The organism is Geodermatophilus sp. SYSU D00691 (genome assembly GCF_054050275.1).
Map to the genome: position 1 here is coordinate 65,736 of NZ_JBJGYZ010000028.1, position 19,222 is coordinate 84,957.

Here is a 19,222-nt window from a genome sequence, read left to right on the forward strand (position 1 = left end):
GTCACGCCAGGAGCCGCTCCTCGAGCTCCTGGGGCAGACCGGGCAGCGCCCGGCCGGACGGTGGTTCCGGCCGGGCGCTGCGCTGCATCCAGGCCCAGGTGTCGGCGACGGAGTCCCGCAGCGGACGGCTGGGCAGGCCGAGCTCGCGGGCGCGGGTGGTGTCGACGTCCCAGGCGGTCGCGGCGGTCGCCGGCTCGAGCCACAACGGCAGGTGGTGCCACTGCTCGACCCCGGCCGCGAGCAGGTCGGCGTCGGGCACCGGCACCCACTCGGCGGCGGAGCCGGTCACCTCGCGGCAGAGGTCCAGCAGCCCGCCGAGCGTGGTCATCCCGGCCGGCCCGGTGGCGTTGACCGCCCCGCCGACGCCCTTCTCCGCCATCTCGACCAGCCAGCCGGCCAGGTCGCGGGCATCCACCACCGCGATCGGCTGGTCGAGGGACGCGGGGACGACGACGCGGCCGCCGCGGGCGATCCGGTCCAGCCACCAGCCCAGACGGTAGAGCGGGTCGTGCGGGCCGATGATCAGGCCGGCGCGAGCGGTGAGGAACCGCTCGCCGAGGGCCGTGCCGAGGATGCGCTCGGCGGCGGCCTTGTTCGGGCCGTACTCGTCGTCGTCGGTGTCCCAGGTCGGCTCGCCGTCCTCGCGGCCGATCGGGCCGGGCGGCCAGGTCGCGTACGCGTTGAGGCTGCTGACGAAGGCGTAGCCGGCGACGTCGGGCAACGCCGCGGCGGCGTTCCGGGCCGCTGCCCGGCTCTGGCACGAGGTGTCGACGACGAGTTCCGGCTCCCGGCCGGCGAGGGCGCGGGGCAGGGCGTCGGGGTCGTCGCGGTCGCCGTGCAGCGCGCGGACCCTCTCGGGCGGCTCGCCGGAGACGCCGCGGGTGAAGGTGGCGACCTCGTGGCCGCGCTCGAGCGCCGCCGTCACGACGTGCCGGCCGAGGAAGTGGGTGCCACCGAGGACGAGGAGCCGCATGCCCCTCACCCCAGCCGACCCGTCGCGCCGCCGTCCAGCCGGTTCGCGGACGGCGGAACGGCGCTACAGCAGGACGACGCTCTCCTGCTCGTTCGGGTCGGTGCGGGCGATGAGCGCGCGCACCGGGCGGTCGGTGGGGTTGAACGGCTGGTGCGGCACCCCGGCGGGGATGTACACGAAGTCGCCGGCCGCGAAGGTGTCGACCCGCTCCAGGCCGGGGCCGTGGCGCATGGCCCCGGAGCCCTCGAGCACGTAGATGGCCGACTCGTGGCCCTCGTGCAGGTGCGCCCTGGCCTCGCCACCGGCCGGCAGCTCGAGCAGGTGCATGCACAGCCCACGAGCACCGCAGCTCTCCGCCGAGATGCCGGCGAAGTACTGCATGCCCTGCTTGCCGGTGTAGCCGCCGCCGTCGTCGGCGCGGATGATGCTGGCCTCCGTCATCGGCCGAGCGTCCCGTCGGCGGTGGGGCCGGGCAAGGGTCACGAGGCGGGGGTCAGCTCGGGCACCTGCGGGATGGGCGTGGCGCGCGCGGCGGCGAGCACCATCTGCGGGGAGCGCGGCAGGCCGCGGCGGGTGCACAGCCGCAGCGCCCGGGCGCCGGTGACGACGTCGGTCTCCGGCGGGACGACGAGCAGATCGGCCCGCTTCGCCCCGCCGTCCCAGCTGATGCAGACCACCTGCGCGTCCATGCTGCGGAAGCCGCCGGTGCGGATCACCCGGCCCAGCACGGCGATCTTGCGCGGGATCTGCTCCCACGCCTCCAGCGAGTAGGTGAACCGCTCGACCCGCACGCCGCGGCGGCCCAGCTCGGCGATCAGCTCGGGCAGCTCGACGGTGAGGTCGTTGCCCCGCGGCCACCACGCGCCGTCGAACGCCGAGTCGCTCGCGGTCCCGGCGTCGTGCCGCAGACTCACGCGGACGTCGATCCCGCCCCGGAAACCGTTCCTGCCCAGGGCCGTCCGTGTGATCGTCATCTGGCGCTCGCGCCGCCTTCCCGTTGTCGCACCCGACCCGCCGGTCAGACGGGTCCGATCTGAACGTAGGTCGGCGTGTCCGCAGGTCAGCGGCAGGGAGCGGGCGGCGTGGCGGACCGGTCCGGCCCGTCGCCACGACCCGTGACCGGACCACCACGTCCGCCCCGCCGAGGGCGCCGCGCGCCTCCGCCGGCCGAGAAGGCGATCCGTGCACGGGACACGCGCGGACACGCCGCCCGGCCGTGCACGAACTGCCTTCTCGGCCCGGCGGACGAGCCCGACGGGTTCAGAGCTTGGGCTTGCGGTTCTTGGCCTTGCCGCGCTCGTTCTGGTCGAGGATCACCTTGCGGATGCGGATGGCGCCCGGCGTCACCTCGACGCACTCGTCCTCGGCGCAGAACTCCAGGGCCTGCTCCAGGTTGAGGATCCGCGGCGGCACCAGGCGCTCGAGCTCCTCAGCGGTCGAGGACCGCATGTTGGTGAGCTTCTTCTCCTTGGTGATGTTGACGTCCATGTCGTCGGGGCGGGAGTTCTCGCCGACGATCATGCCCTCGTACACCTCGGTGCCCGGGGCGACCATGAGCGAGCCGCGCTCCTGCAGCGAGAACATCGCGTACGACGTCGCCACGCCCTGCCGGTCGGCGACCAGCGAGCCGGTCGGCCGGGCGCGCATGTCGCCCTGCCACGGCTCGTAGCCCTCGAGGTTGTGGTTGAGGACGCCGGTGCCGCGGGTCTCGGTGAGGAACTCGGTGCGGAAGCCGATCAGGCCGCGCGAGGGGACGACGTACTCCAGCCGCGCCCAGCCGGTGTCGTGGTGCACCAGGTTCTCCATGCGGCCCTTGCGGGCGGCCAGCGCCTGGGTCAGCGTGCCGACGTACTCGCCGGGGCTGTCGATGGTGACCCGCTCCATCGGCTCGTGCAGCTTCCCGTCGATCTCCTTGGTGACCACCTGCGGGCGGCCGACGGTGAGCTCGAACTCCTCGCGGCGCAGCTGCTCGACCAGGATCGCCAGGGCCAGCTCGCCGCGGCCCTGCATCTCCCAGGTGTCGGGGCGGTCGGTCTGCAGCATGCGCACCGACACGTTGCCGACCAGCTCCTGGTCGAGGCGGTTCTTGATCAGCCGGGCGGTGAGCTTCTTGCCCGAGCGGCCGGAGATCGGCGAGGTGTTGATGCCGATGGTGATCGAGATCGACGGCTCGTCGACGGTCAGCGGGGGCAGCGGGCGCGGGTCCTCGGGGTCGGCGAGGGTGTCGCCGATCATGATGTCCTCGATGCCGGCGATGGCGACGAGGTCACCGGGGCCGGCGCTCTCGGCCGGGGTGCGGGTCAGGCCCTCGGTCATCAGCAGCTCGGTGATCTTGACCCGCGAGATGCTGCCGTCGGTCTTGCACCAGGCGACCTGCTGGCCGTTCTTGAGCGTGCCGGAGTGGATGCGCAGCAGCGCCAGCCGGCCGAGGTAGGGCGAGGCGTCGAGGTTGGTGACCTGCGCGCGCAGCGGCTCCTCGGCGTCGTAGGTGGGCGCCGGGATGGTCTCCAGCAGCGTCTTCACCAGCGGCGCGAGGTCGGGGCTGTCCGGCGACGTGCCGTCGGCCGGGCGGGTGAGCGAGGCCTGCCCGGTCTTGCCGTTGCTGTAGACGATCGGGAACTCCAGCGCCTCCTCGCCCAGGCCGTTGTCCTCGAGCAGCTCCATGAACAGCTCGTAGGTCTCGTCCACGACCTCGGCGATGCGCGCGTCGGAACGGTCGGTCTTGTTCACGACGAGGATCACCGGCTTGCGCTGGCCGAGCGCCTTGCGCAGCACGAAGCGGGTCTGCGGCAGCGGGCCCTCGGAGGCGTCGACGAGCAGGACGACGCCGTCGACCATCGACAGGCCGCGCTCGACCTCGCCGCCGAAGTCGGCGTGGCCGGGGGTGTCGACGATGTTCACCGTCACCGGGTTGCCGTCCTCGTCGGCCAGCCGGATCGCGGTGTTCTTGGCGAGGATGGTGATGCCGCGCTCGCGCTCGAGGTCCATCGAGTCCATGACGCGGTCCTGCGTGGTGTCCGCGTCCGTGCCCTCGCCCTTGGCGCGGCCGAGCGCGCCGGCCTGGCGGAGGAGGGCGTCGACCAGGGTGGTCTTGCCGTGGTCGACGTGGGCGATGATCGCCACGTTGCGCAGGTCGTCGCGGGTGGGCATGCGGAGAGGCACCTCAGGGGATTCGGGGACGCCGCGGCGAGCGCGCACGCGGCATCTCTGGTAACGGCCGCCGGCCCGGCGACCTTCCCAGGTTACGCGGTCAGGCGCGGACGGCGTCCCGATCGGCCACCAGGTACGTCACCCCCGCGGAGGCGATCGTGACCAATCCCACCGCCAGCCAGGAGTTCAGGCCCACGCCGAGGGCGAGCACATGGGCCAGCACGAACGCCCCCAGGTAGAGCAGCCCGAGCCCCACGGCGACCGGCCAGCCGCGGCGGCGGACCCACAGCGCCGCCGCGCCCACCCCGCACACCGCCAGCAGCGCACCGCCCAGGGCGCGCACCCCGGTGCCCTGCGCGACGCCGAAGCCCGCGGCCAGCCCGACGGCCACGAGCACCGAGGACGGGAAGCGGGTGCGGGTCGGCGAGGAGACGGCCATGCCGCCAGTGTCCCCGGGATCAGGTCCACGGCGGCGCCCAGGGCGCGATGCCCCAGGTGCCGCCGTCGGCGAGGTCGAAGGGCGCCGGGCCCGGGCCGCCGACCACCGCGGCGTCGACGGCCGGCGCACCGGGCGCGAGGGCGACGGTGACCGACTGCGGCGTCTCCGCGTCGGCCCACCCGGCGTAGGTGCGCCAGTCCAGCAGCGCGTGGGCGTGCCCGCCCGGCGCGATGCCGACCCGCTGGACGACCGGCGGCGGAGCCGGCCAGCAGCATGACGAGGAAGCCGACGGCGAGCAGCACGTACGGCGTCGACCGCCACCGCCCGCGGCGTGCCACCGACTCCCCCGTCCGCCCGGAACCCGCCCGGACGGATCCTGCCCCCTCAGCCCCGGGCGGCGGCGGAGATCGCGCTGCTCAGCGCGTCGGCGGTGAGGTCGGAGAGCTGCTGCCCGTCGACCAGGACCGTCGGCGTGCCGGTGACGCCGTCCTGCGACGCCTGGTCGGTGACCCGCTGCACCCAGTCCCCGTACGTGAGGTCGCGGACGGCCTGCTCGACCTGCTCGCCGCTCGCGCCGGCCTGGACGGCGTAGTCGACCAGCTGGTCGTCGGTCAGGCCCGACCCGCCCTCGGCCGGCTGGTTGGCGTAGAGCAGGTCGTGGAACGCCTCGAAGGCGTCGGAACCGGCGGTGTCGAGGACGGCGGCGGCGGCGTTGAGCGCGCGCGTGGAGTAGTCGTCGTTGGCGCTCGTGTCGAGGAACGCCATGCCGTGGTAGCGCACCTGGACCGTGCCGTCGGCGACGGAGGAGGCCAGCGCCGGCCCGGCGGCGTCCTCGAAGCTCTTGCAGACCGGGCACTGGAAGTCCTCGTAGAGGTCGACCGTCACCGGCGCGTCGGCCGAGCCGACGACGACCGTCGTCCCGTCGTCGGTGGTGTGCGCGGGGGTTACGGAGTCGGCGGCGGTCGCGGTGCGGTGCCCCTGGACGACGATCGTGACGACGACGGCGACGGCCACCAGCGCCGCCGCGACCAGCCCGCCGAGCTGACGGCGGCGGCGCTGCGCGCGGGCGCGGGCGGCGGCCTCCGCGGCGCGCTGCTCGGCGATGCGGCGGCGGGCGGCGGCGCGCTTGGCGTCACCGGACACGGGCGAGCTCCTCCAAGGGCAGGGGTCGGCCGCCCAGGGCCAGCCGCGAGCGGGGCCACCGGGCGAGGGCGAGGGCGACCAGCAGCAGCGCGGTGTCGCGCAGCGCCTCGGCGGGGTAGGCGGTGTCGACCGCGGCCACCTCTCCCCCGCCGCCGAAGCAGCCGCAGTCGATCCGCAGGCCGCGGGCCCAGGCGGAGGCCACGGCCGCGGTGAAGACGGCGAGCAGCACGGCGGCCGACAGCGCCGCCGTCCGCACGAAGACCCCGGCGAGCAGGGCGAGCCCGACCGCGATCTCGAGGACGGGCAGGCCGAAGGCGACCGGCCCGACCAGCGCCTCGGGGAGCAGCCGGTACGCGCGCACCGCGCGCACGGCGGCCGCCGGGTCGGGCAGCTTCAGGACGCCGGCGACCAGGAGCAGGCCGCCGAGCACCAGGCGCGCCGCGGTGGCGAGCCAGGGGGCGGCGGTCCTCACCCGCCCACCGTCGTCCGTGCGGTTGGGAGGCGGCTGCCCTTGACCTGTGAAGACGCCGAGAGGCCCCCGGCAGGACGCCGGGGGCCTCGTCAGCGTGATGGAACGGCCCCCTGCAGGGCCCCGCCGCGAGCTCGCGAGCGGTGGGGGGCAGGGGGTCCTTCGTCAGGCCGCGCGGAGGACGGCCTCGATCTCGAGCTCGACGGAGACCTTGTCGCCCACGACGACGCCGCCGCCGTCCATGGGCATCTTGATGTCGACGCCGAAGTCGTTGCGGTTGATCTCGGTCTTGCCCGAGAAGCCGGCGCGGTAGCCGCCGTAGGCGTCCGGCCCGAAGCCGTTGAGCTCGAGAGCCAGGGTGACCGGCTTGGTGTTGCCCTTGAGGGTCAGCTCGCCGTCGATGAACCAGTCGGCGCCGTCGGTGCGCACCGCGGTGGACCGGAAGGTCATGTGCGGGTGGTTGTCGACGTCGAAGAAGTCGGCGGAGCGGATGTGCGCGTCGCGCTGGTCCTGCCGGGTGTCGATCGAGCCCAGGTCGATCGAGGCGGTCACGGAGGACTGCGCCGGGTCCTCGGCGGTGACGATCTCGCCGGTGAACTCGCGGAAGTAGCCGCGGACCTTGCTGACCATCATGTGGCGGACGGAGAAGCCGACGGTCGAGTGCGACGCGTCGATGTCCCAGGTGCCGACGACGTAGCCGGGGATCTGGGTGGTCTGGGTGCTGGTCACGGGTGGTGCTCCTCAGAGATCGTTGAGCGTTGTACCTTCTGCCCGTCGCTAGCGTAGTTGAGAGCTTAACTATTCCGCTAGTACGCTGGAGGCATGACCACGCAGGTGTCGCCTTCCTCACAGCCCGCCGCCGCGGCGCGGGCTCCGCGCTGGCTCGACGCCGAGGAGCAGAAGGCCTGGCGCGCCTGGCTGTTCAGCTCGATGCTGCTGCAGGACCGGCTCGACCGCGAGCTGACCCACGCCACCGGCATCTCCCACGCCTACTACGAGATCCTGGTCAGCCTCTCCGAGGCGCCCGACCGCCGGCTGCGGATGAGCCAGCTGGCCGACCGCTGCCTGTCGTCGCGCAGCCGCCTGTCGCACGCCGTGTCCCGGCTGGAGGAGCGCGGCTGGGTGCGCCGCGAGGTCTGCCCCGACGACGGCCGCGGGCTGCTCGCCGTCCTCACCGACGAGGGGTTCGCCGCGCTCGAGGCCGCCGCGCCGGTCCACGTCGAGAGCGTGCGGACCCACCTGTTCGACCAGCTCTCCCCCGAGCAGGTCGCCGCGATGCGCGACCTCGGCGAGACGCTGCTGCGCCACCTCGAGCCCCCGGCCGGCGCCTTCACCTTCTGATCTCCCGCTTTCAGCGCCGAAAGAGGGACCGCTTTCGGCGCCGAAAGCGTGGCAGCATGCCGCCGTGGTCGCGCCCCCCGACATCGAGACCGGCATCGGGACCGGCACCGAGTGCCGGGTGCTCGGGCCGCTCGAGGTGCACGCCGGGGGCGGCCCGCTCCCCCTCGGCGGGCGCAAGCAGCGGCTGCTGCTGGCCGCGCTGCTGCTGGCCGCCGGCCGCACCGTCTCGGCCGACCGGCTGGTCGACCTGCTGTGGGGCGAGGAGGCGAACGACAAGGTCCGCAACACCCTGCAGGTGCACGTCTCGACGCTGCGCAAGCTGCTCACGGCCGGCGGCAGCGGGCTGACCGTCGTCCGCCGCGAGCCCGGGTACGCCCTGGAAGTCCCCGCGGACCAGCTGGACCTGCTGCGGTTCCGGGCCGCGGTGGAGAGCGGCCGAGCGGCGCTGCGCCGGGGACGGGCCGCCGAGGCGGTCGCCGACCTGGACGAGGCGCTCGGCCTGTGGCGCGGCGCGGCGCTGGCCGACCTCGCCGACGAGCCGGGTCTGCAGGCCGAGCTCGCCGCGCTGGCCGAGGAGCGGCTGGCCGCCGTCGGCACCCGGATGGAGGCGCACCTGGCGCTGGGCCGGCACGCCGAGGTGGTGCCCGAGCTCGCCGACACGGTCGGCGCGGCGCCGCTGGACGAGCACCTGCGGGCGCTGCTGGTGCTGGCGCTCTACCGCAGCGGGCGGGCGGCCGACGCGCTGGCGGTGTTGCGGGAGGGACGACGGGTCCTCAGCGAGGAGCTCGGCGCCGACCCGGGGCCGGAGCTGCGGGACCTCGAGCGCGCGGTGCTGGCCACCGAGGACCTGCGCGGGGTCGAGCGGGAGAGCCGGCCGTTCCTGCTGTTCCGGGACGCGGCGGGCGAGCAGCGGGTCGTCGTCCTGGACGTGGCGCGGTCACCGGTGACGATCGGCCGGGCGCCGGGCAACGCGGTCACCCTCGGCTGGGACCCCGAGGTGTCGCGGACCCACGCCCGCCTCGAGTGGTGCCGGCTGGGCTGGGTGCTGGTCGACTCCTCGCGGAACGGCTCGCTCGTGGACGGGACCGTGGTGCGCGGCCGCCGGCTGCTGCGCGACGGGGCGGTGGTGCGGGTGGGCGAGACGGCGCTGCTGTTCCGCTCCTCCAGCCGGGCGCGGCGGGCGGCGGAGGAGTCGACGGTGGTCACCCTCGACGCGCCGGTGGCGCTGCTCGGCGGGCTGCCGCCGCAGGAGGCCGCGGTGCTCGGCGCCGTGCTGGCCGCGCCGGCGGAGGCGTTCCGCGGGGCGCGGGCGGAGGACCTGCTGGCCGAGGCGCTGGCGGTGCCGGCCGAGGAGGTCGACGCCGTCCTGGGCCAGCTGTGCCGCCGGCTCGGGGTGACCGACAGCGGCGCCCGGGTCCCGGCTCTGGCGAACCGGGCCCGGGCGCTGGGCATCGCGTCGGTCTGAGCGCCCGTCTGAGCGGCGGGCGCACCCGGCGGCTCAGAGCGGCAGCAGCGCGGACAGCGCGTCCTCCACGACCGCGGAGCCGTCGGGCGTCGTGGAGGCGACGGCCTGCGGCTCGCCCGCGGCCAGCCGGTCGACGGCGCCGTCCTCGTCGCGGTCGGTGAGGCCGTAGCCGTACTGGTAGCTCACCTCCCAGTAGGTGTAGCCGTAGGCCTCGACGAAGACGTAGCTGACCGACGCGTACGCGTAGGAGGTGGCGTAGGCCGACTCGTAGTAGTCGGCGTAGCCGTCGTCGTTCGTGTCGTAGTACAGCCAGTCGGCGTAGCCGTCGACGTCCTCGTCCACGCCCCACACGTCGGGCTGGCCGTTGTAGGTCGTGTCGATGCCGACCTCCTCGACGTAGCCGTCCTCGTTCGAGTCGAACGACCAGGTGTCGGCGTAGCCGTCGAGGTCGGTGTCCTCGGCGATCTGCTCGGCGTAGCCGTTCTCGTTCCAGTCGATCGCCCAGGTGTCCTCCCAGCCGTCGTAGCTGGCGTCGAAGCCGTAGGCGTCGACGTAGCCGTTGCCGTCGGTGTCGTAGGCGTTGTACGCGACGTCGGCGGCCGAGGCCGGGGCCGCGACGGCGACGCCGAACGCGAGCGCGGCGACGGGGACGGTGGCGCGGACCAGGTTGCGGGAGAAGCGGTTCACGGTGGGTGCCTTCCTCGGGAGGGAGCCGGGCGGCTCCGGATGCGAGGACGGTCGACCCGGGCGCTGAAGAAGCGCTGAAGAGGCGCTGACCTCGGAAGCTGACGGCGGAGGTTCCCTCGCACGTCAGCGTCCGGTGGCGTCCGGCAGCAAGGTGGCTGCTGGGTGGAAAGCACCCCCAGGGCCGCGACCTCCGGGCAGGTCCGATGCCGTCCCGCGCTCGCCGTGCCCGCTCATCTCCGGCTGTGCACGCGCTGCAGCCCGGTCGATGCGGGTGAAACGCGTGCACAGCGGTTCTCCGCCCCCGCCCGCCGCCCCGGAAGCGGCGATCACCCGGCAGGCGAGGGAGGTGACTTCCCCACCTGGAAGTCACTCTGCTGCCGAACTCAGCCTCCGGTGACGTCGTCGGGGACCTCGGGCCAGGGCGGGACGGGGACGTCGTCGAGCGGGGCGGTGAACCGCGCCGGGCGCTTCTCCAGGAACGAGGTGACCCCCTCGGCGGCGTCCGGGCCGGCGCCGAGGGCCATGAGCGCCTGCGACTCCAGGCGGTGGGAGTCCCACGGGGTCGGCGAGCCGAGCATCGACCACAGCAGCCGGCGGGCGGCGGCCACGGCGACCCCCGAGGTGTTCTCGACGATCTCGGCGGCCAGCGCCCGCGCGGTGGGGAGCAGCTCGTCGTCGGGGACGACGCGGGAGACCAGCCCGCCGGCCAGCGCCTCGGCGGCGTCGAACACCCGCCCGGTGGCCACCCACTCCACCGCCCGGCTGATGCCCACGACCCGCGGCAGGAACCAGCCCGACGCCGCCTCGGGCAGGATGCCGCGGCGCACGAACGGGAACCCGAAGCGCGCCGACTCCGCGGCGATGCGCACGTCCATGGGCAGGGTCATCGTGGCGCCGACGCCGACCGCGGTGCCGTTGACCGCGGCGACCACCGGCTTGCGCAGCGCGGCGAACGCCAGCGACACCACCCCGCCGCGGTCGCGCGGCACCCCGCCGACCGTCTCGCTCATCGGCCCGCTGGGGCGGTTCGCCACGCGGTCGACGTCGAAGGTGTCGCGGCCGCCGCTGAGGTCGGCGCCCACGCAGAAGTGCCGCCCCGCCCCGGTGACCAGCACGACCCGCACCGCGTCGTCGGCGTCGGCGGCCCCGGCGGCCCGCACCAGCTCGTCGGCCATCGTGGCGGTGAAGGCGTTGCGCTGCTCCGGCCGGTGCAGCGTGATCGTGGCGACGCCGTCGGCGACCTCGTAGCGGATCTGCTCGAAGGTCACGCCCCCAGCGCCCCGGCGACGGCGAGCCGCGCGACGGCGTCGAGGTGCTCGGCCTCGTCGCCGAGCAGCAGCCGGTCGACCTTGGCCCGCCGCCAGAACAGGTGCGCGTCGTGCTCCCAGGTGAAGCCGATGCCGCCGTGCACCTGGATGAGCGTCTCGGCGGCCCGCTCGAGCGCGCCCGCGGCCTGCGCCTTGGCGGCGGAGGCGGCCAGCGGCAGCTCGCCGGGCGCGGCGTCGGCCGCCCACGCGGCCCACCACACCAGCGAGCGCAGCGTCTCCACGCCCACCCAGGCGTCGACCAGCATGTGCTTGACCGACTGGTAGGAGCCGATCGGCCGCCCGAACGCCTCCCGTTCCTTGGCGTAGGCCACCCCGAGGGCGACCGCGCGGTCGGCCGCGCCGAGGTCCTCGGCCGCCAGCACCACGGCTCCGGCGTGCCGGGCCCGCGTCCACAGCTCGCCGGCACCGGGGCGCAGCACCCGCCGCGAGGTGAGCCGCACCGTGGCCAGGCCGCGGGTGGCGTCGATCGGCCGGCCGGCGGTGGCCTCGCCCTCGCCGAGCACGAGGTCGTCGCCGTCGAGGGCCAGGAACGCCGTCGCCCCCACCGCGTCGATCGCGGGGGCGGACCCGTCGACGACCGCGAAGGCGGTCGACCCGTCGGCCAGCCGCGCGGCCAGCTCCGGCTCGTCGGCGAGCAGCACGCCGGCGCGGGCGGCGGTCACCAGCGACGGGCCGGCGAGCACGGCGCCCGCCTGCTCGGCCACGACGGCGAGGTCGAGCAGCCCGCGCCCGGCGCCGCCCGCCGCCTCGGGCACGGTGATGCCGAGGAAGCCGATCTCGGCCAGGGCCTTGTGCCCCGGCCGGACCGCGCCGCCCTCCAGCGCGTCCCGCGCGGCACCCGGCGAGGCCTGTTCGGTGAAGAACTCCCGCGCCGCGGCCGCCGCGTCGCGCTGGTCGGTGTCGAGGTCGAAGTTCACCGCGTGCCCCCGGAGAACGGCTGGTTCTTGTCGGAGCGGGGTTCCGGCGGCAGGCCGAGCACGCGCTCGCCCAGGATGTTGCGCAGCACCTGGTCGGTGCCCCCGGCGATCGCCAGCCCGGGCAGGTACGCCTGGGTGCGCTGCCAGGTGTCGTCGCCGTCCGCGGTGGCCCAGTAGACGGCCTCGTCGCCGAGCAGCCGCACGCCGGCGTCGGCCACCAGCTTCGCCGCCGCGGTGCCGGCCAGCTTGCCGGCGCTGGCCTCCGGGCCCGGGATGCCGCCCTGGCTGAGCACGGTGAACCGGCGGTAGCCGGTGTACCGGGTGGCCAGCGAGGCGACCACCGCCCGGCCGACCGCCTGCCGGGCGACTACCTGCCGCTCCGGGTCGAGCGCGGGCAGCCGGTCGCGGGCGTGCGCGACGAGCGACTCCACCGGCTGGCCGAGGTCGGTGCCGGCCCCGCCGATCGCCACCCGCTCGTTCATCAGCGTGGTGAGCGCCACCCGCCACCCCTCCCCCGGCTCGCCGAGCCGCTCGGTGTCGGGGATGCGCACGTCGTCGAAGAACACCTCGTTGAACCCGGCGCCACCGGCCATCTGGCGCAGCGGCCGCACCGTCACCCCGGGGGCGTGCATGTCGACGACGAACATCGTCAGCCCGGCGTGCTTCGGGCGGGTGGGGTCGGTGCGGGTCAAAAGGATCCCGAAGTCGGAGACGTGGGCCAGCGTCGTCCAGACCTTCTGCCCGTTGACCACCCAGTCGTCGCCGTCGCGGACGGCGGTGGTGCGCAGCGCCGCCAGGTCGGAGCCCGACGCCGGCTCGCTGAACAGCTGGCACCAGACGTCGTCGGCGCGCAGCAGCCGGGCCAGGTAACGCCGCTTCTGGTCCTCGCTGCCGTGCGCGATGACGGTCGGTCCGCACATGCCCAGGCCGATGTGGTTGATCAGCGGGGGCACCCGGGCGCGGGCCAGCTCCTGCGCCACGATCGCCTGCTGCACCAGCGTGCCGCCCTGCCCGCCGTGCTCGCGCGGCCAGGTCACGCCCACCAGGCCGGCCTCCGCGAGCACCCGCTGGGTGCGGCGGAACTCGGCCTCGTGCCGGCCGGCGTCGGGCGACTCCTCGCCCGGCGCGGTGTGCAGCAGCTCGCCGGCGTGCTCGTCGAGGACCGCGCGCACGTGCGCCCGGTAGGCCGCCTCGTCGGGGGTGTCGTCGAAGTCCACGCGCGGCTGCCTTCCGTCGAGGGGGTGACCCGGCTCACCCTCGCACCGCTCCTCCGGAACGGTCAACGGTGACTGCCAGGGCCGCCGGGCCCTACGCTCGCGCGGTGACCGCGCTGCCCACCGGCCCGCCCGCGCCCGGCAGCGCGCGGGCCCGGCGCACCGCCGACAGCCGCGCGCTGATCCTCGAGGCGGCGGTCACCTGCCTGGTCGAGGACGGCTACGCCGGCGCCTCGACGCTCGCGGTGCAGGCCCGCGCCGGGGTCTCCCGCGGCCGCCTGCTGCACCACTTCCCCTCCCGCGGCGAGCTGCTGGTCGCCGCGGCCGAGCACCTGGTCACCACCCGGCTGACCGAGCTGCGCGACCGGGCGGCCGCGCTCATGGCCGACCAGCCCACCGGGCCCGAGCGGGTCGACCGGGCGCTGGACCTGATGTGGGCCACCTTCCAGGAGCCACCGTTCTGGGCGGCGATGGAGCTGTGGGTGGCCGCCCGGACCGACGCCGAGCTGCGGGTGGGGCTGCGGGCGCAGGAGCGGCGGCTGCGCGCGGCGATCGGCGCCGTCGCCGACGAGATCTGGGGGCCGGAGATCGCCGCGGCGGCGCTCTACGCCGAGCTGTGCGAGCTGCTGTTCACCAGCATGCGGGGCGTCGCCATCGTCTACGCCTTCGAGGAACGGCCACCCGCCACCGACCCCCACGTCGCGCTCTGGAAGCGGCTCGCCCGCCGGTACCTGTACGGCGCGCCCGAGGGGTGACGCCGGGGACCCGGCCGGGCCAGCATGGCGGGATGGACGAGGTGCGCGTCCACGAGTACGTCCTCGGCTCGGCCGATCCGGAGATGGCCCGGCTGGCGGCGGTCTCGCGGCTGTACGGCCCGGCCACCGACGCGTGGCTGGACGCCGCGGGTCTGCGGCCGGGGATGGCGGTGGCCGACCTCGGCTGCGGCCCGGGCGACGTGACCCTGGCCGTCGCCGCGCGCGTCGGGCCCATGGGGTCGGTCGTCGGGGTGGACGGCGCCGAGCGCCCCCTGGAGCTGGCCCGCCGCCGCGCCGCGGAGGCGGGGCTGACCAACGTGCGCTTCGAGCAGGCCGACGTCACCACCTGGCGCCCGCTGGAGACGCTCGACGCGGTGGTCGGCCGGCTGATCCTCGTCCACCTCGACGACCCGGTGGCCCAGGTCGCACTGGCCGCCGACCTGGTCCGGCCGGGCGGGGTGGTCGCGTTCCTGGACGTCGCGCTGGCCACCCGCGCCGCGCACCCGGAGCTGCCGCTGCTGACCGCGTTCAACGGCTGGGTGCTCGAGACCTTCCGCCGGCTGGGCCGCCCGGTGGACATGGCGCTGCGCCTGGCGGCGGTGTTCACCGCGGCCGGCCTGGCGCGCACCACCCTCACCGCCGCCACGCCGGTCGAGCAGGGCGGCGGCGCGGTGGGCCTGTCGATCGTCGGCGGCGACGTCACCAGCCTGCTGCCGGCGTTCGAGATGACCGGCGTGACCACCGCGGCCGAGGTCGGGCCCGAGACCTTCGAGCGGCGGCTGCGGGCGGAGGCCGCGGAGTTCGACGCGGTGCTGCTCAACCCGCTCGTGGTGGGCGCCTCGGCGCGGACGCCGGCCCGGCGCGCACCCGTCCCGCCGCCCCGACCCGGTCAGGGTTGACCGTCACGTCACATCGCGGCCAGCATGACCGGCGTCACACCCCCGGCGGCCCGAGGAGCAGCGCATGACCGTCCAGATCCCCATCCTGCAGGGCCGCGGCATGACCATGGCCGACCAGCTCGCGCGCTGGGCCCGGACGACGCCGGAGGTGAGCGCCGTCCGCTTCGAGGGGACCGGACGCAGCTACGCCGAGCTCGACGAGCGGGTCACCCGGCTGGCGCGGGCGCTCGCCGACCGCGGCGTGGGCGTCGGTGACCGGGTCGCCGTCCTGGGGCTCAACGGCATCGAGGTGTGGGAGTCCTACCTGGCCGGCGTCCGGCTGGGCGCGATCGTCGTCCCGGTGAACTTCCGGCTGGTCGCCGACGAGGTGGCCTACGTGCTCGCCGACAGCGGCGCGACGGCGCTGGTCGTGGACGACCCCCTGGCCGGGGTGGCGGCCAAGGCGCTGGAGCAGGCGCCGGACGTGCGCACCGTGCTGGTGATCGGCGAGGCCGCGTGCGGGCCGGGCAGCGAGCCGTACGAGGCGGCGGTCGCCGCCGCTTCGGCCGAGCCGCTGGACGTCGTCGTCGACGAGCAGGAGCCGGCGTTCATCATGTACACGTCGGGCACGACCGGCCGGCCGAAGGGCGCCGTCCTCACCCACCACAACCTGCTGATGCACGTCTTCAGCCAGGTCACCCACCTCGGCTGGAACCCCGAGGACCGGGTGGCCGCGCCGGGGGCGCCGCTGTTCCACATCGCGGGGCTGGCCGGCGGGCTGCCGCCGCTGCTGCTCGGCGGCACGAACGTGATCATCAAGTCCGGGGCGTTCGACCCCGTGGCCACGCTCGACATGATCGAGCGGGAGAAGATCTCCAGCATCTTCATGGTGCCGGCGATGTGGGCCGCGGTGGTCGCCGTCCCCGGCATCGAGCAGCGGGACCTCTCCCACCTGCACCGGATCTCGTGGGGCGCCGCGCCGGCGTCGACCAGCCTGCTGCGCGCGATGATCGACACCTTCCCGCAGGCCGAGGTGATCACCGCGTTCGGGCAGACCGAGTGCAGCCCGGTCACCTGCTTCCTGCGCGGCGAGGACTCGGTGCGCAAGATCGGCTCGGTGGGCACGCCGATGCTCAACGTCGAGGTCCGCGTCGTCGACGAGCTCATGAACGACGTCCCGCAGGGGGAGGTCGGCGAGATCGTCTACCGCAGCCCGATGGTCATGAAGGAGTACTGGAACAAGCCCGAGGCGACGGCGGAGGCCTTCGCCGGCGGCTGGTTCCACTCCGGTGACCTCGTGCGGCAGGACGAGGACGGCTACTACTACGTCGTCGACCGCAAGAAGGACATGATCATCTCCGGCGGGGAGAACATCTACTGCGCCGAGGTCGAGGACGTCCTGGCGGCGCACCCGAAGGTGGCCGAGGTGGCGCTGATCGGCGTCCCGGACACCCGGTACGGCGAGGCGCCGCTGGCCGTCGTCTCCCCCCGCGACCCGGCCGACCCGCCCACGCCGGAGGAGCTCGCCGCGTGGTGCCAGGAGCGGCTGGCCCGCTACAAGAACCCGCGGCAGTACTCGGTCGGCGGGCCGCTGCCGCGCAACCCCAGCGGCAAGATCCTCAAGACCGAGCTGCGCAAGCAGCACAAGGCCGGCTCGCTCGTCTCCGAGCCCGCCGTCTGAGCCGTCGCGGCGTCCCACGGCCGCACGTGCTACTCCCCCGGACGCACCAGGCCGGACTCGTAGGCGGCGACGACGGCCTGCACGCGGTCGCGGACGCCGAGCTTGGCCAGCACCCGGGCGACGTGCGTCTTCACCGTGCCCTCGCCGAGCACCAGCCGGTCGGCGATCTCGGCGTTGGACAGCCCGCGCGCCAGCAGCCGCAGCACCTCCTCCTCGCGCGCGGTGAGCGAGTCGAGCCCGGGCAGCGGGGCGGGACGGCGCCCGGCGCGCGCCACGTGGTCGTCGAGCAGCCGGCGCAGCAGCGCGGGCGCGAGCAGCGCCTCCCCGCCGACCGCCGTGCGCACCGCCGCGGCCAGCTGCTCGCGCGGCATCGACTTGAGCAGGAACCCGGTGGCTCCGGCCCGCAGCGCCTCGACCACGTGCTCGTCTGCGTCGAACGTGGTGAGCACGACGACGGCGGTGCGCAGGTCGGGGTCGCCGCTGATCCGGCGGGCGGCGGCGATGCCGTCGACCCGGGGCATGCGCAGGTCGACCAGGACGACGTCGGGGCGCAGCTGGCGGCACAGCGCCACCGCCTCGGCGCCGTCGCCGGCCTCGCCCACCACCTCCAGGTCGGGCTCGGCCTCCAGGATCATCCGCAGCCCGGCCCGCACCAGCGCCTCGTCGTCGGCGAGCAGCACCCGGACGCTCATGCGGCGACCGCGGCCGGCACGGGCAGGACGGCGGCCACCCGCCACCCCGCGCCGTCGTCCCGCGGGCCCGCGGTCAGCCGGCCGTCGAACAGGGCGACCCGCTCACGCAGCCCGGCCAGCCCGAGGCCGGCCGACGGCCCACCGCCGGCGCCCGACCCGTCGTCGGTCACCTCGATCCCGAGCTCGTCGTCGCCGTAGCGCAGCCGAACAACCAGCCGGCCGGCCGCGGCGTGCTTGAGCACGTTGGTCACCGCCTCCTGCACCACCCGCGAGGCGGTCGCCTCCACCCCGCCCGGCAGCGGGCGCTCCCCGCCCTCGACCACGAGCCGGGCGTCGACCCCGGTCGCGCGCGCCGCGGCGAGCAGGCGGTCGAGGTCGGCGAGGGTGCCGGGTGGCTCGGCGGTCTCCTCGCGCAGCACGCGCAGCAGGCGGTGCAGGTCGTCGAGCGCCGTCCGGCCGGCGGTCAGGACGACGTCGAGGGCCCGGGCGGCCGCGGGCTCGCGGCCCTGCAGCGCGGCCTGGGCGGCGTCGGCGTGCAGCAGCATGAGGGTGACGCCGTGGCCGACGACGTCGTGCATCTCGCGGGCGATCCGCCGGCGCTCGGCGGCCAGCGCGGCCTCGCGGGCGCGCTCCTCCTCGCGGACCCGCTCCCGGGCGGCCTGCGCCGCCCGTTCGGCGAGCACGGCGCGGTCCAGCCGCTCCCGCGCCAGCCGGGCGAAGACCCAGATGATCGCGGGGATCGCCAGGTTGGCGACCTCGTCGCCCGCGCTCACCTCCTCGGCGACGAACGGGTAGACCGCCACCGAGGCGAGCACCGCGACCAGGCCGAGGACGGCGTCGCGCCGGCTGTCGGCGTACTGGGCCACCGAGTAGGTGAGCACCAGCAGCGCGGCGAAGCCGGCGACGACCGGCGCCTCGCCCAGCACCGTCTGGAACGCCAGCCCGGCCGCGCCGGTCACGGTGGCGGCCAGCGGGCGGGACCGGCGCGCCACCAGGCTCAGCGTGATCACCGCGAACGCCACGTGCTGCAGCGGCCGGGGGCCGGCGACCTCGTCGGCGACCAGCAGCTCGACCTGCCCGACGACGGTGACCACCAGCGCCAGCAGGCCGTCGCGCACCTGCAGCGGCAGGGCCCGCCAGCGCCTCGCCATGCCCGACATGGCGGGAGCGTAGGGCGGCCGGCGGCCCCGCGGGATCGTCCGCGCGGGCGACCCGGGTCTGCCGCGCGGCAGAGGCGGGATGCCTCCGGCGGCGGACGACGACGGCGCCCGTCCTGCCGACGCTGGACGGTACCCGGCGCGAGCCCGCGCCCGTCGTCCAGGAGGACCCGATGACCACCACGCCCGTGGCCGCCCCCGCCGTCCGCCGCCCCGGCCGCGTGCCGCTGCCCGCGCTGGCCGGCGTCGGCGCGCTCGCCGCCTTCGCCGGGGCCGCCGTCCTGTTCGCCGACCCGCTGGGCGGCGCCGGCAGCCCGGCCGAGGCGGCCGCCGCGCTGGAGGGCAGCGCGGTCGGTCCCGCCGCGGTGCTGCTCGGCGGCTACGCCGTGCTGGCGAGCGCGGTGGCCGCCGGCCTGGCGGCCCGGCTCGGCCGCGAGCGGGACGGCGCCGCGGTCCGGCTGCTGCCCGTGCTCGGTGCCGCGCACGTGCTGCTGCTGGCCGCCGCCTTCGTGGCGCTCGCTGCGGCGGTGACGGTCGGGACGCAGGTCTTCGACGGTGCTGTGACGCCGGGCGCCACCGAGGCCGCGCTGGTGCTCACGAACGCGGCGCACCCGCTCTCGGCGTGGGTGGGGGTCGGCTTCCTCGCCGCCGTCGCCGTCGCGGCGCACCGGACCTCGCGGGCGCTGGCGGTGGTCAGCGCCGTCCTCGCCGTCGGGCTGGCGCTGCCGCCGGTCGGCTGGGCGGTCACCTACCTGCTGCCCCTGTGGTTCGCCGGCGTCGGCCTCTGGCTCTGGCGCCGTCCCTGAGGGCCGGTGGGGGGGGGGGGGGGGGGGGGGGGGGGGGGGGGGGGGGGGGGGGGGGGGGGGGGGCGGGGGGGGGGGGGGGGGGGGGGGGGGGGGGGGGGGGGGGGGGGGGGGGGGGGGGGGGGGGGGG

The 19,222-nt window shown here is 75.7% G+C and carries 20 protein-coding genes; 6 read left to right on the forward strand and 14 right to left on the reverse strand.

Annotated elements, in window-relative coordinates; all coding sequences use genetic code 11:
• Nucleotide 1 precedes the first annotated feature (1 nt).
• From ACI797_RS19315 to ACI797_RS19350, 8 genes are all read right to left on the reverse strand, one after another.
• Nucleotides 2-973: an NAD-dependent epimerase/dehydratase family protein gene (locus ACI797_RS19315; protein WP_456860441.1), complete on the reverse strand. Its 972-nt coding sequence runs from the start codon at nucleotides 971-973 to the stop codon at nucleotides 2-4.
• Nucleotides 974-1,036: 63 nt separating this feature from the next.
• The gene (locus ACI797_RS19320) at nucleotides 1,037-1,414 is read right to left on the reverse strand and encodes a cupin domain-containing protein (protein ID WP_456860443.1); all 378 of its coding nucleotides are present in this window, start codon (nucleotides 1,412-1,414) and stop codon (nucleotides 1,037-1,039) included.
• 38 nt (nucleotides 1,415-1,452) lie between these two features.
• A complete protein-coding gene (locus ACI797_RS19325; protein WP_456539620.1) occupies nucleotides 1,453-1,887 on the reverse strand; it encodes a DUF5994 family protein in 435 nt (144 codons plus the stop codon).
• A 346-nt stretch (nucleotides 1,888-2,233) separates the two neighbouring features.
• Nucleotides 2,234-4,123, reverse strand: a complete 1,890-nt coding sequence (gene typA / locus ACI797_RS19330; RefSeq protein WP_456860446.1) for a translational GTPase TypA — start codon at nucleotides 4,121-4,123, stop codon at nucleotides 2,234-2,236.
• Between the two features lie 100 nt (nucleotides 4,124-4,223).
• Nucleotides 4,224-4,562, reverse strand: coding sequence for a hypothetical protein (locus ACI797_RS19335; protein ID WP_456860448.1), 339 nt, complete (start codon nucleotides 4,560-4,562; stop codon nucleotides 4,224-4,226).
• 384 nt (nucleotides 4,563-4,946) lie between these two features.
• Nucleotides 4,947-5,705, reverse strand: a complete 759-nt coding sequence (locus ACI797_RS19340) for a DsbA family protein (protein WP_456860450.1) — start codon at nucleotides 5,703-5,705, stop codon at nucleotides 4,947-4,949.
• Nucleotides 5,695-6,177: a MauE/DoxX family redox-associated membrane protein gene (locus ACI797_RS19345; RefSeq protein ID WP_456860452.1), complete on the reverse strand. Its 483-nt coding sequence runs from the start codon at nucleotides 6,175-6,177 to the stop codon at nucleotides 5,695-5,697. The genes ACI797_RS19340 and ACI797_RS19345 overlap by 11 nt, the downstream gene beginning before the upstream one ends.
• Before the next feature lie 162 nt (nucleotides 6,178-6,339).
• Nucleotides 6,340-6,903: a YceI family protein gene (locus ACI797_RS19350; protein WP_456860454.1), complete on the reverse strand. Its 564-nt coding sequence runs from the start codon at nucleotides 6,901-6,903 to the stop codon at nucleotides 6,340-6,342.
• 93 nt (nucleotides 6,904-6,996) lie between these two features.
• Here ACI797_RS19350 and ACI797_RS19355 point away from each other — a divergent pair, with 93 nt between their 5' ends.
• Both ACI797_RS19355 and ACI797_RS19360 read left to right on the forward strand, forming a co-directional pair.
• Nucleotides 6,997-7,515 carry a MarR family winged helix-turn-helix transcriptional regulator gene (locus ACI797_RS19355; RefSeq protein WP_456539613.1) on the forward strand — a complete coding sequence of 173 codons (519 nt, stop codon included), beginning with the start codon at nucleotides 6,997-6,999 and terminating at the stop codon, nucleotides 7,513-7,515.
• A gap of 64 nt (nucleotides 7,516-7,579) precedes the next feature.
• Entirely contained in the window at nucleotides 7,580-8,980 is a 1,401-nt protein-coding gene (locus ACI797_RS19360; protein ID WP_456860456.1) for a BTAD domain-containing putative transcriptional regulator, read from the forward strand.
• A gap of 33 nt (nucleotides 8,981-9,013) precedes the next feature.
• Here ACI797_RS19360 and ACI797_RS19365 read toward each other — a convergent pair whose 3' ends face one another.
• The 4 genes from ACI797_RS19365 to ACI797_RS19380 all read right to left on the reverse strand — a co-directional run bounded on the left by ACI797_RS19365 (nucleotide 9,014) and on the right by ACI797_RS19380 (nucleotide 13,129).
• A complete protein-coding gene (locus ACI797_RS19365; protein ID WP_456860458.1) occupies nucleotides 9,014-9,667 on the reverse strand; it encodes a hypothetical protein in 654 nt (217 codons plus the stop codon).
• A gap of 383 nt (nucleotides 9,668-10,050) precedes the next feature.
• Nucleotides 10,051-10,935 (reverse strand): enoyl-CoA hydratase-related protein, encoded by an 885-nt coding sequence (locus ACI797_RS19370; protein ID WP_456860460.1) that lies wholly within the window; start codon nucleotides 10,933-10,935, stop codon nucleotides 10,051-10,053.
• A complete protein-coding gene (locus tag ACI797_RS19375; RefSeq protein ID WP_456860462.1) occupies nucleotides 10,932-11,912 on the reverse strand; it encodes an acyl-CoA dehydrogenase family protein in 981 nt (326 codons plus the stop codon). Before ACI797_RS19375 ends, ACI797_RS19370 begins: the two co-directional genes overlap by 4 nt.
• On the reverse strand, nucleotides 11,909-13,129 hold the full coding sequence (locus tag ACI797_RS19380) for an acyl-CoA dehydrogenase family protein (RefSeq protein ID WP_456860464.1): 1,221 nt from the start codon (nucleotides 13,127-13,129) through the stop codon (nucleotides 11,909-11,911). The genes ACI797_RS19375 and ACI797_RS19380 overlap by 4 nt, the downstream gene beginning before the upstream one ends.
• Nucleotides 13,130-13,233: 104 nt before the next feature.
• On the opposite strand from ACI797_RS19380, the gene ACI797_RS19385 reads away from it, so the two are divergent.
• From ACI797_RS19385 to ACI797_RS19395, 3 genes are all read left to right on the forward strand, one after another.
• Nucleotides 13,234-13,881 (forward strand): TetR/AcrR family transcriptional regulator, encoded by a 648-nt coding sequence (locus ACI797_RS19385; protein ID WP_456860466.1) that lies wholly within the window; start codon nucleotides 13,234-13,236, stop codon nucleotides 13,879-13,881.
• Nucleotides 13,882-13,913: 32 nt separating this feature from the next.
• Nucleotides 13,914-14,780 (forward strand): class I SAM-dependent methyltransferase, encoded by an 867-nt coding sequence (locus tag ACI797_RS19390; RefSeq protein WP_456860468.1) that lies wholly within the window; start codon nucleotides 13,914-13,916, stop codon nucleotides 14,778-14,780.
• Between the two features lie 64 nt (nucleotides 14,781-14,844).
• Entirely contained in the window at nucleotides 14,845-16,440 is a 1,596-nt protein-coding gene (locus tag ACI797_RS19395; protein WP_456860470.1) for a long-chain-fatty-acid--CoA ligase, read from the forward strand.
• Between the two features lie 29 nt (nucleotides 16,441-16,469).
• Here the strand turns inward: ACI797_RS19395 and ACI797_RS19400 are convergent, their stop codons facing one another.
• Nucleotides 16,470-17,132 (reverse strand): response regulator, encoded by a 663-nt coding sequence (locus ACI797_RS19400; protein ID WP_456860472.1) that lies wholly within the window; start codon nucleotides 17,130-17,132, stop codon nucleotides 16,470-16,472.
• Nucleotides 17,129-18,292 carry a sensor histidine kinase gene (locus ACI797_RS19405; protein WP_456860474.1) on the reverse strand — a complete coding sequence of 388 codons (1,164 nt, stop codon included), beginning with the start codon at nucleotides 18,290-18,292 and terminating at the stop codon, nucleotides 17,129-17,131. Before ACI797_RS19405 ends, ACI797_RS19400 begins: the two co-directional genes overlap by 4 nt.
• Before the next feature lie 170 nt (nucleotides 18,293-18,462).
• Here ACI797_RS19405 and ACI797_RS19410 point away from each other — a divergent pair, with 170 nt between their 5' ends.
• Nucleotides 18,463-19,095 carry a hypothetical protein gene (locus ACI797_RS19410; protein WP_456860476.1) on the forward strand — a complete coding sequence of 211 codons (633 nt, stop codon included), beginning with the start codon at nucleotides 18,463-18,465 and terminating at the stop codon, nucleotides 19,093-19,095.
• Nucleotides 19,096-19,222 lie beyond the last annotated feature (127 nt).

Excerpts from the sequence above, each read along its gene's own strand:
- ACI797_RS19315 (WP_456860441.1), bottom strand. The coding sequence starts at position 973 with ATGCGGCTCCTCGTCCTCGGTGGCACCCACTTCCTCGGCCGGCACGTC.
- ACI797_RS19320 (WP_456860443.1), bottom strand. The coding sequence starts at position 1,414 with ATGACGGAGGCCAGCATCATCCGCGCCGACGACGGCGGCGGCTACACC.
- typA (WP_456860446.1), bottom strand. The coding sequence starts at position 4,123 with ATGCCCACCCGCGACGACCTGCGCAACGTGGCGATCATCGCCCACGTC.
- ACI797_RS19335 (WP_456860448.1), bottom strand. The coding sequence starts at position 4,562 with ATGGCCGTCTCCTCGCCGACCCGCACCCGCTTCCCGTCCTCGGTGCTC.
- ACI797_RS19355 (WP_456539613.1), top strand. The coding sequence starts at position 6,997 with ATGACCACGCAGGTGTCGCCTTCCTCACAGCCCGCCGCCGCGGCGCGG.
- ACI797_RS19390 (WP_456860468.1), top strand. The coding sequence starts at position 13,914 with ATGGACGAGGTGCGCGTCCACGAGTACGTCCTCGGCTCGGCCGATCCG.
- ACI797_RS19395 (WP_456860470.1), top strand. The coding sequence starts at position 14,845 with ATGACCGTCCAGATCCCCATCCTGCAGGGCCGCGGCATGACCATGGCC.
- ACI797_RS19400 (WP_456860472.1), bottom strand. The coding sequence starts at position 17,132 with ATGAGCGTCCGGGTGCTGCTCGCCGACGACGAGGCGCTGGTGCGGGCC.
- ACI797_RS19405 (WP_456860474.1), bottom strand. The coding sequence starts at position 18,292 with ATGTCGGGCATGGCGAGGCGCTGGCGGGCCCTGCCGCTGCAGGTGCGC.
- ACI797_RS19410 (WP_456860476.1), top strand. The coding sequence starts at position 18,463 with ATGACCACCACGCCCGTGGCCGCCCCCGCCGTCCGCCGCCCCGGCCGC.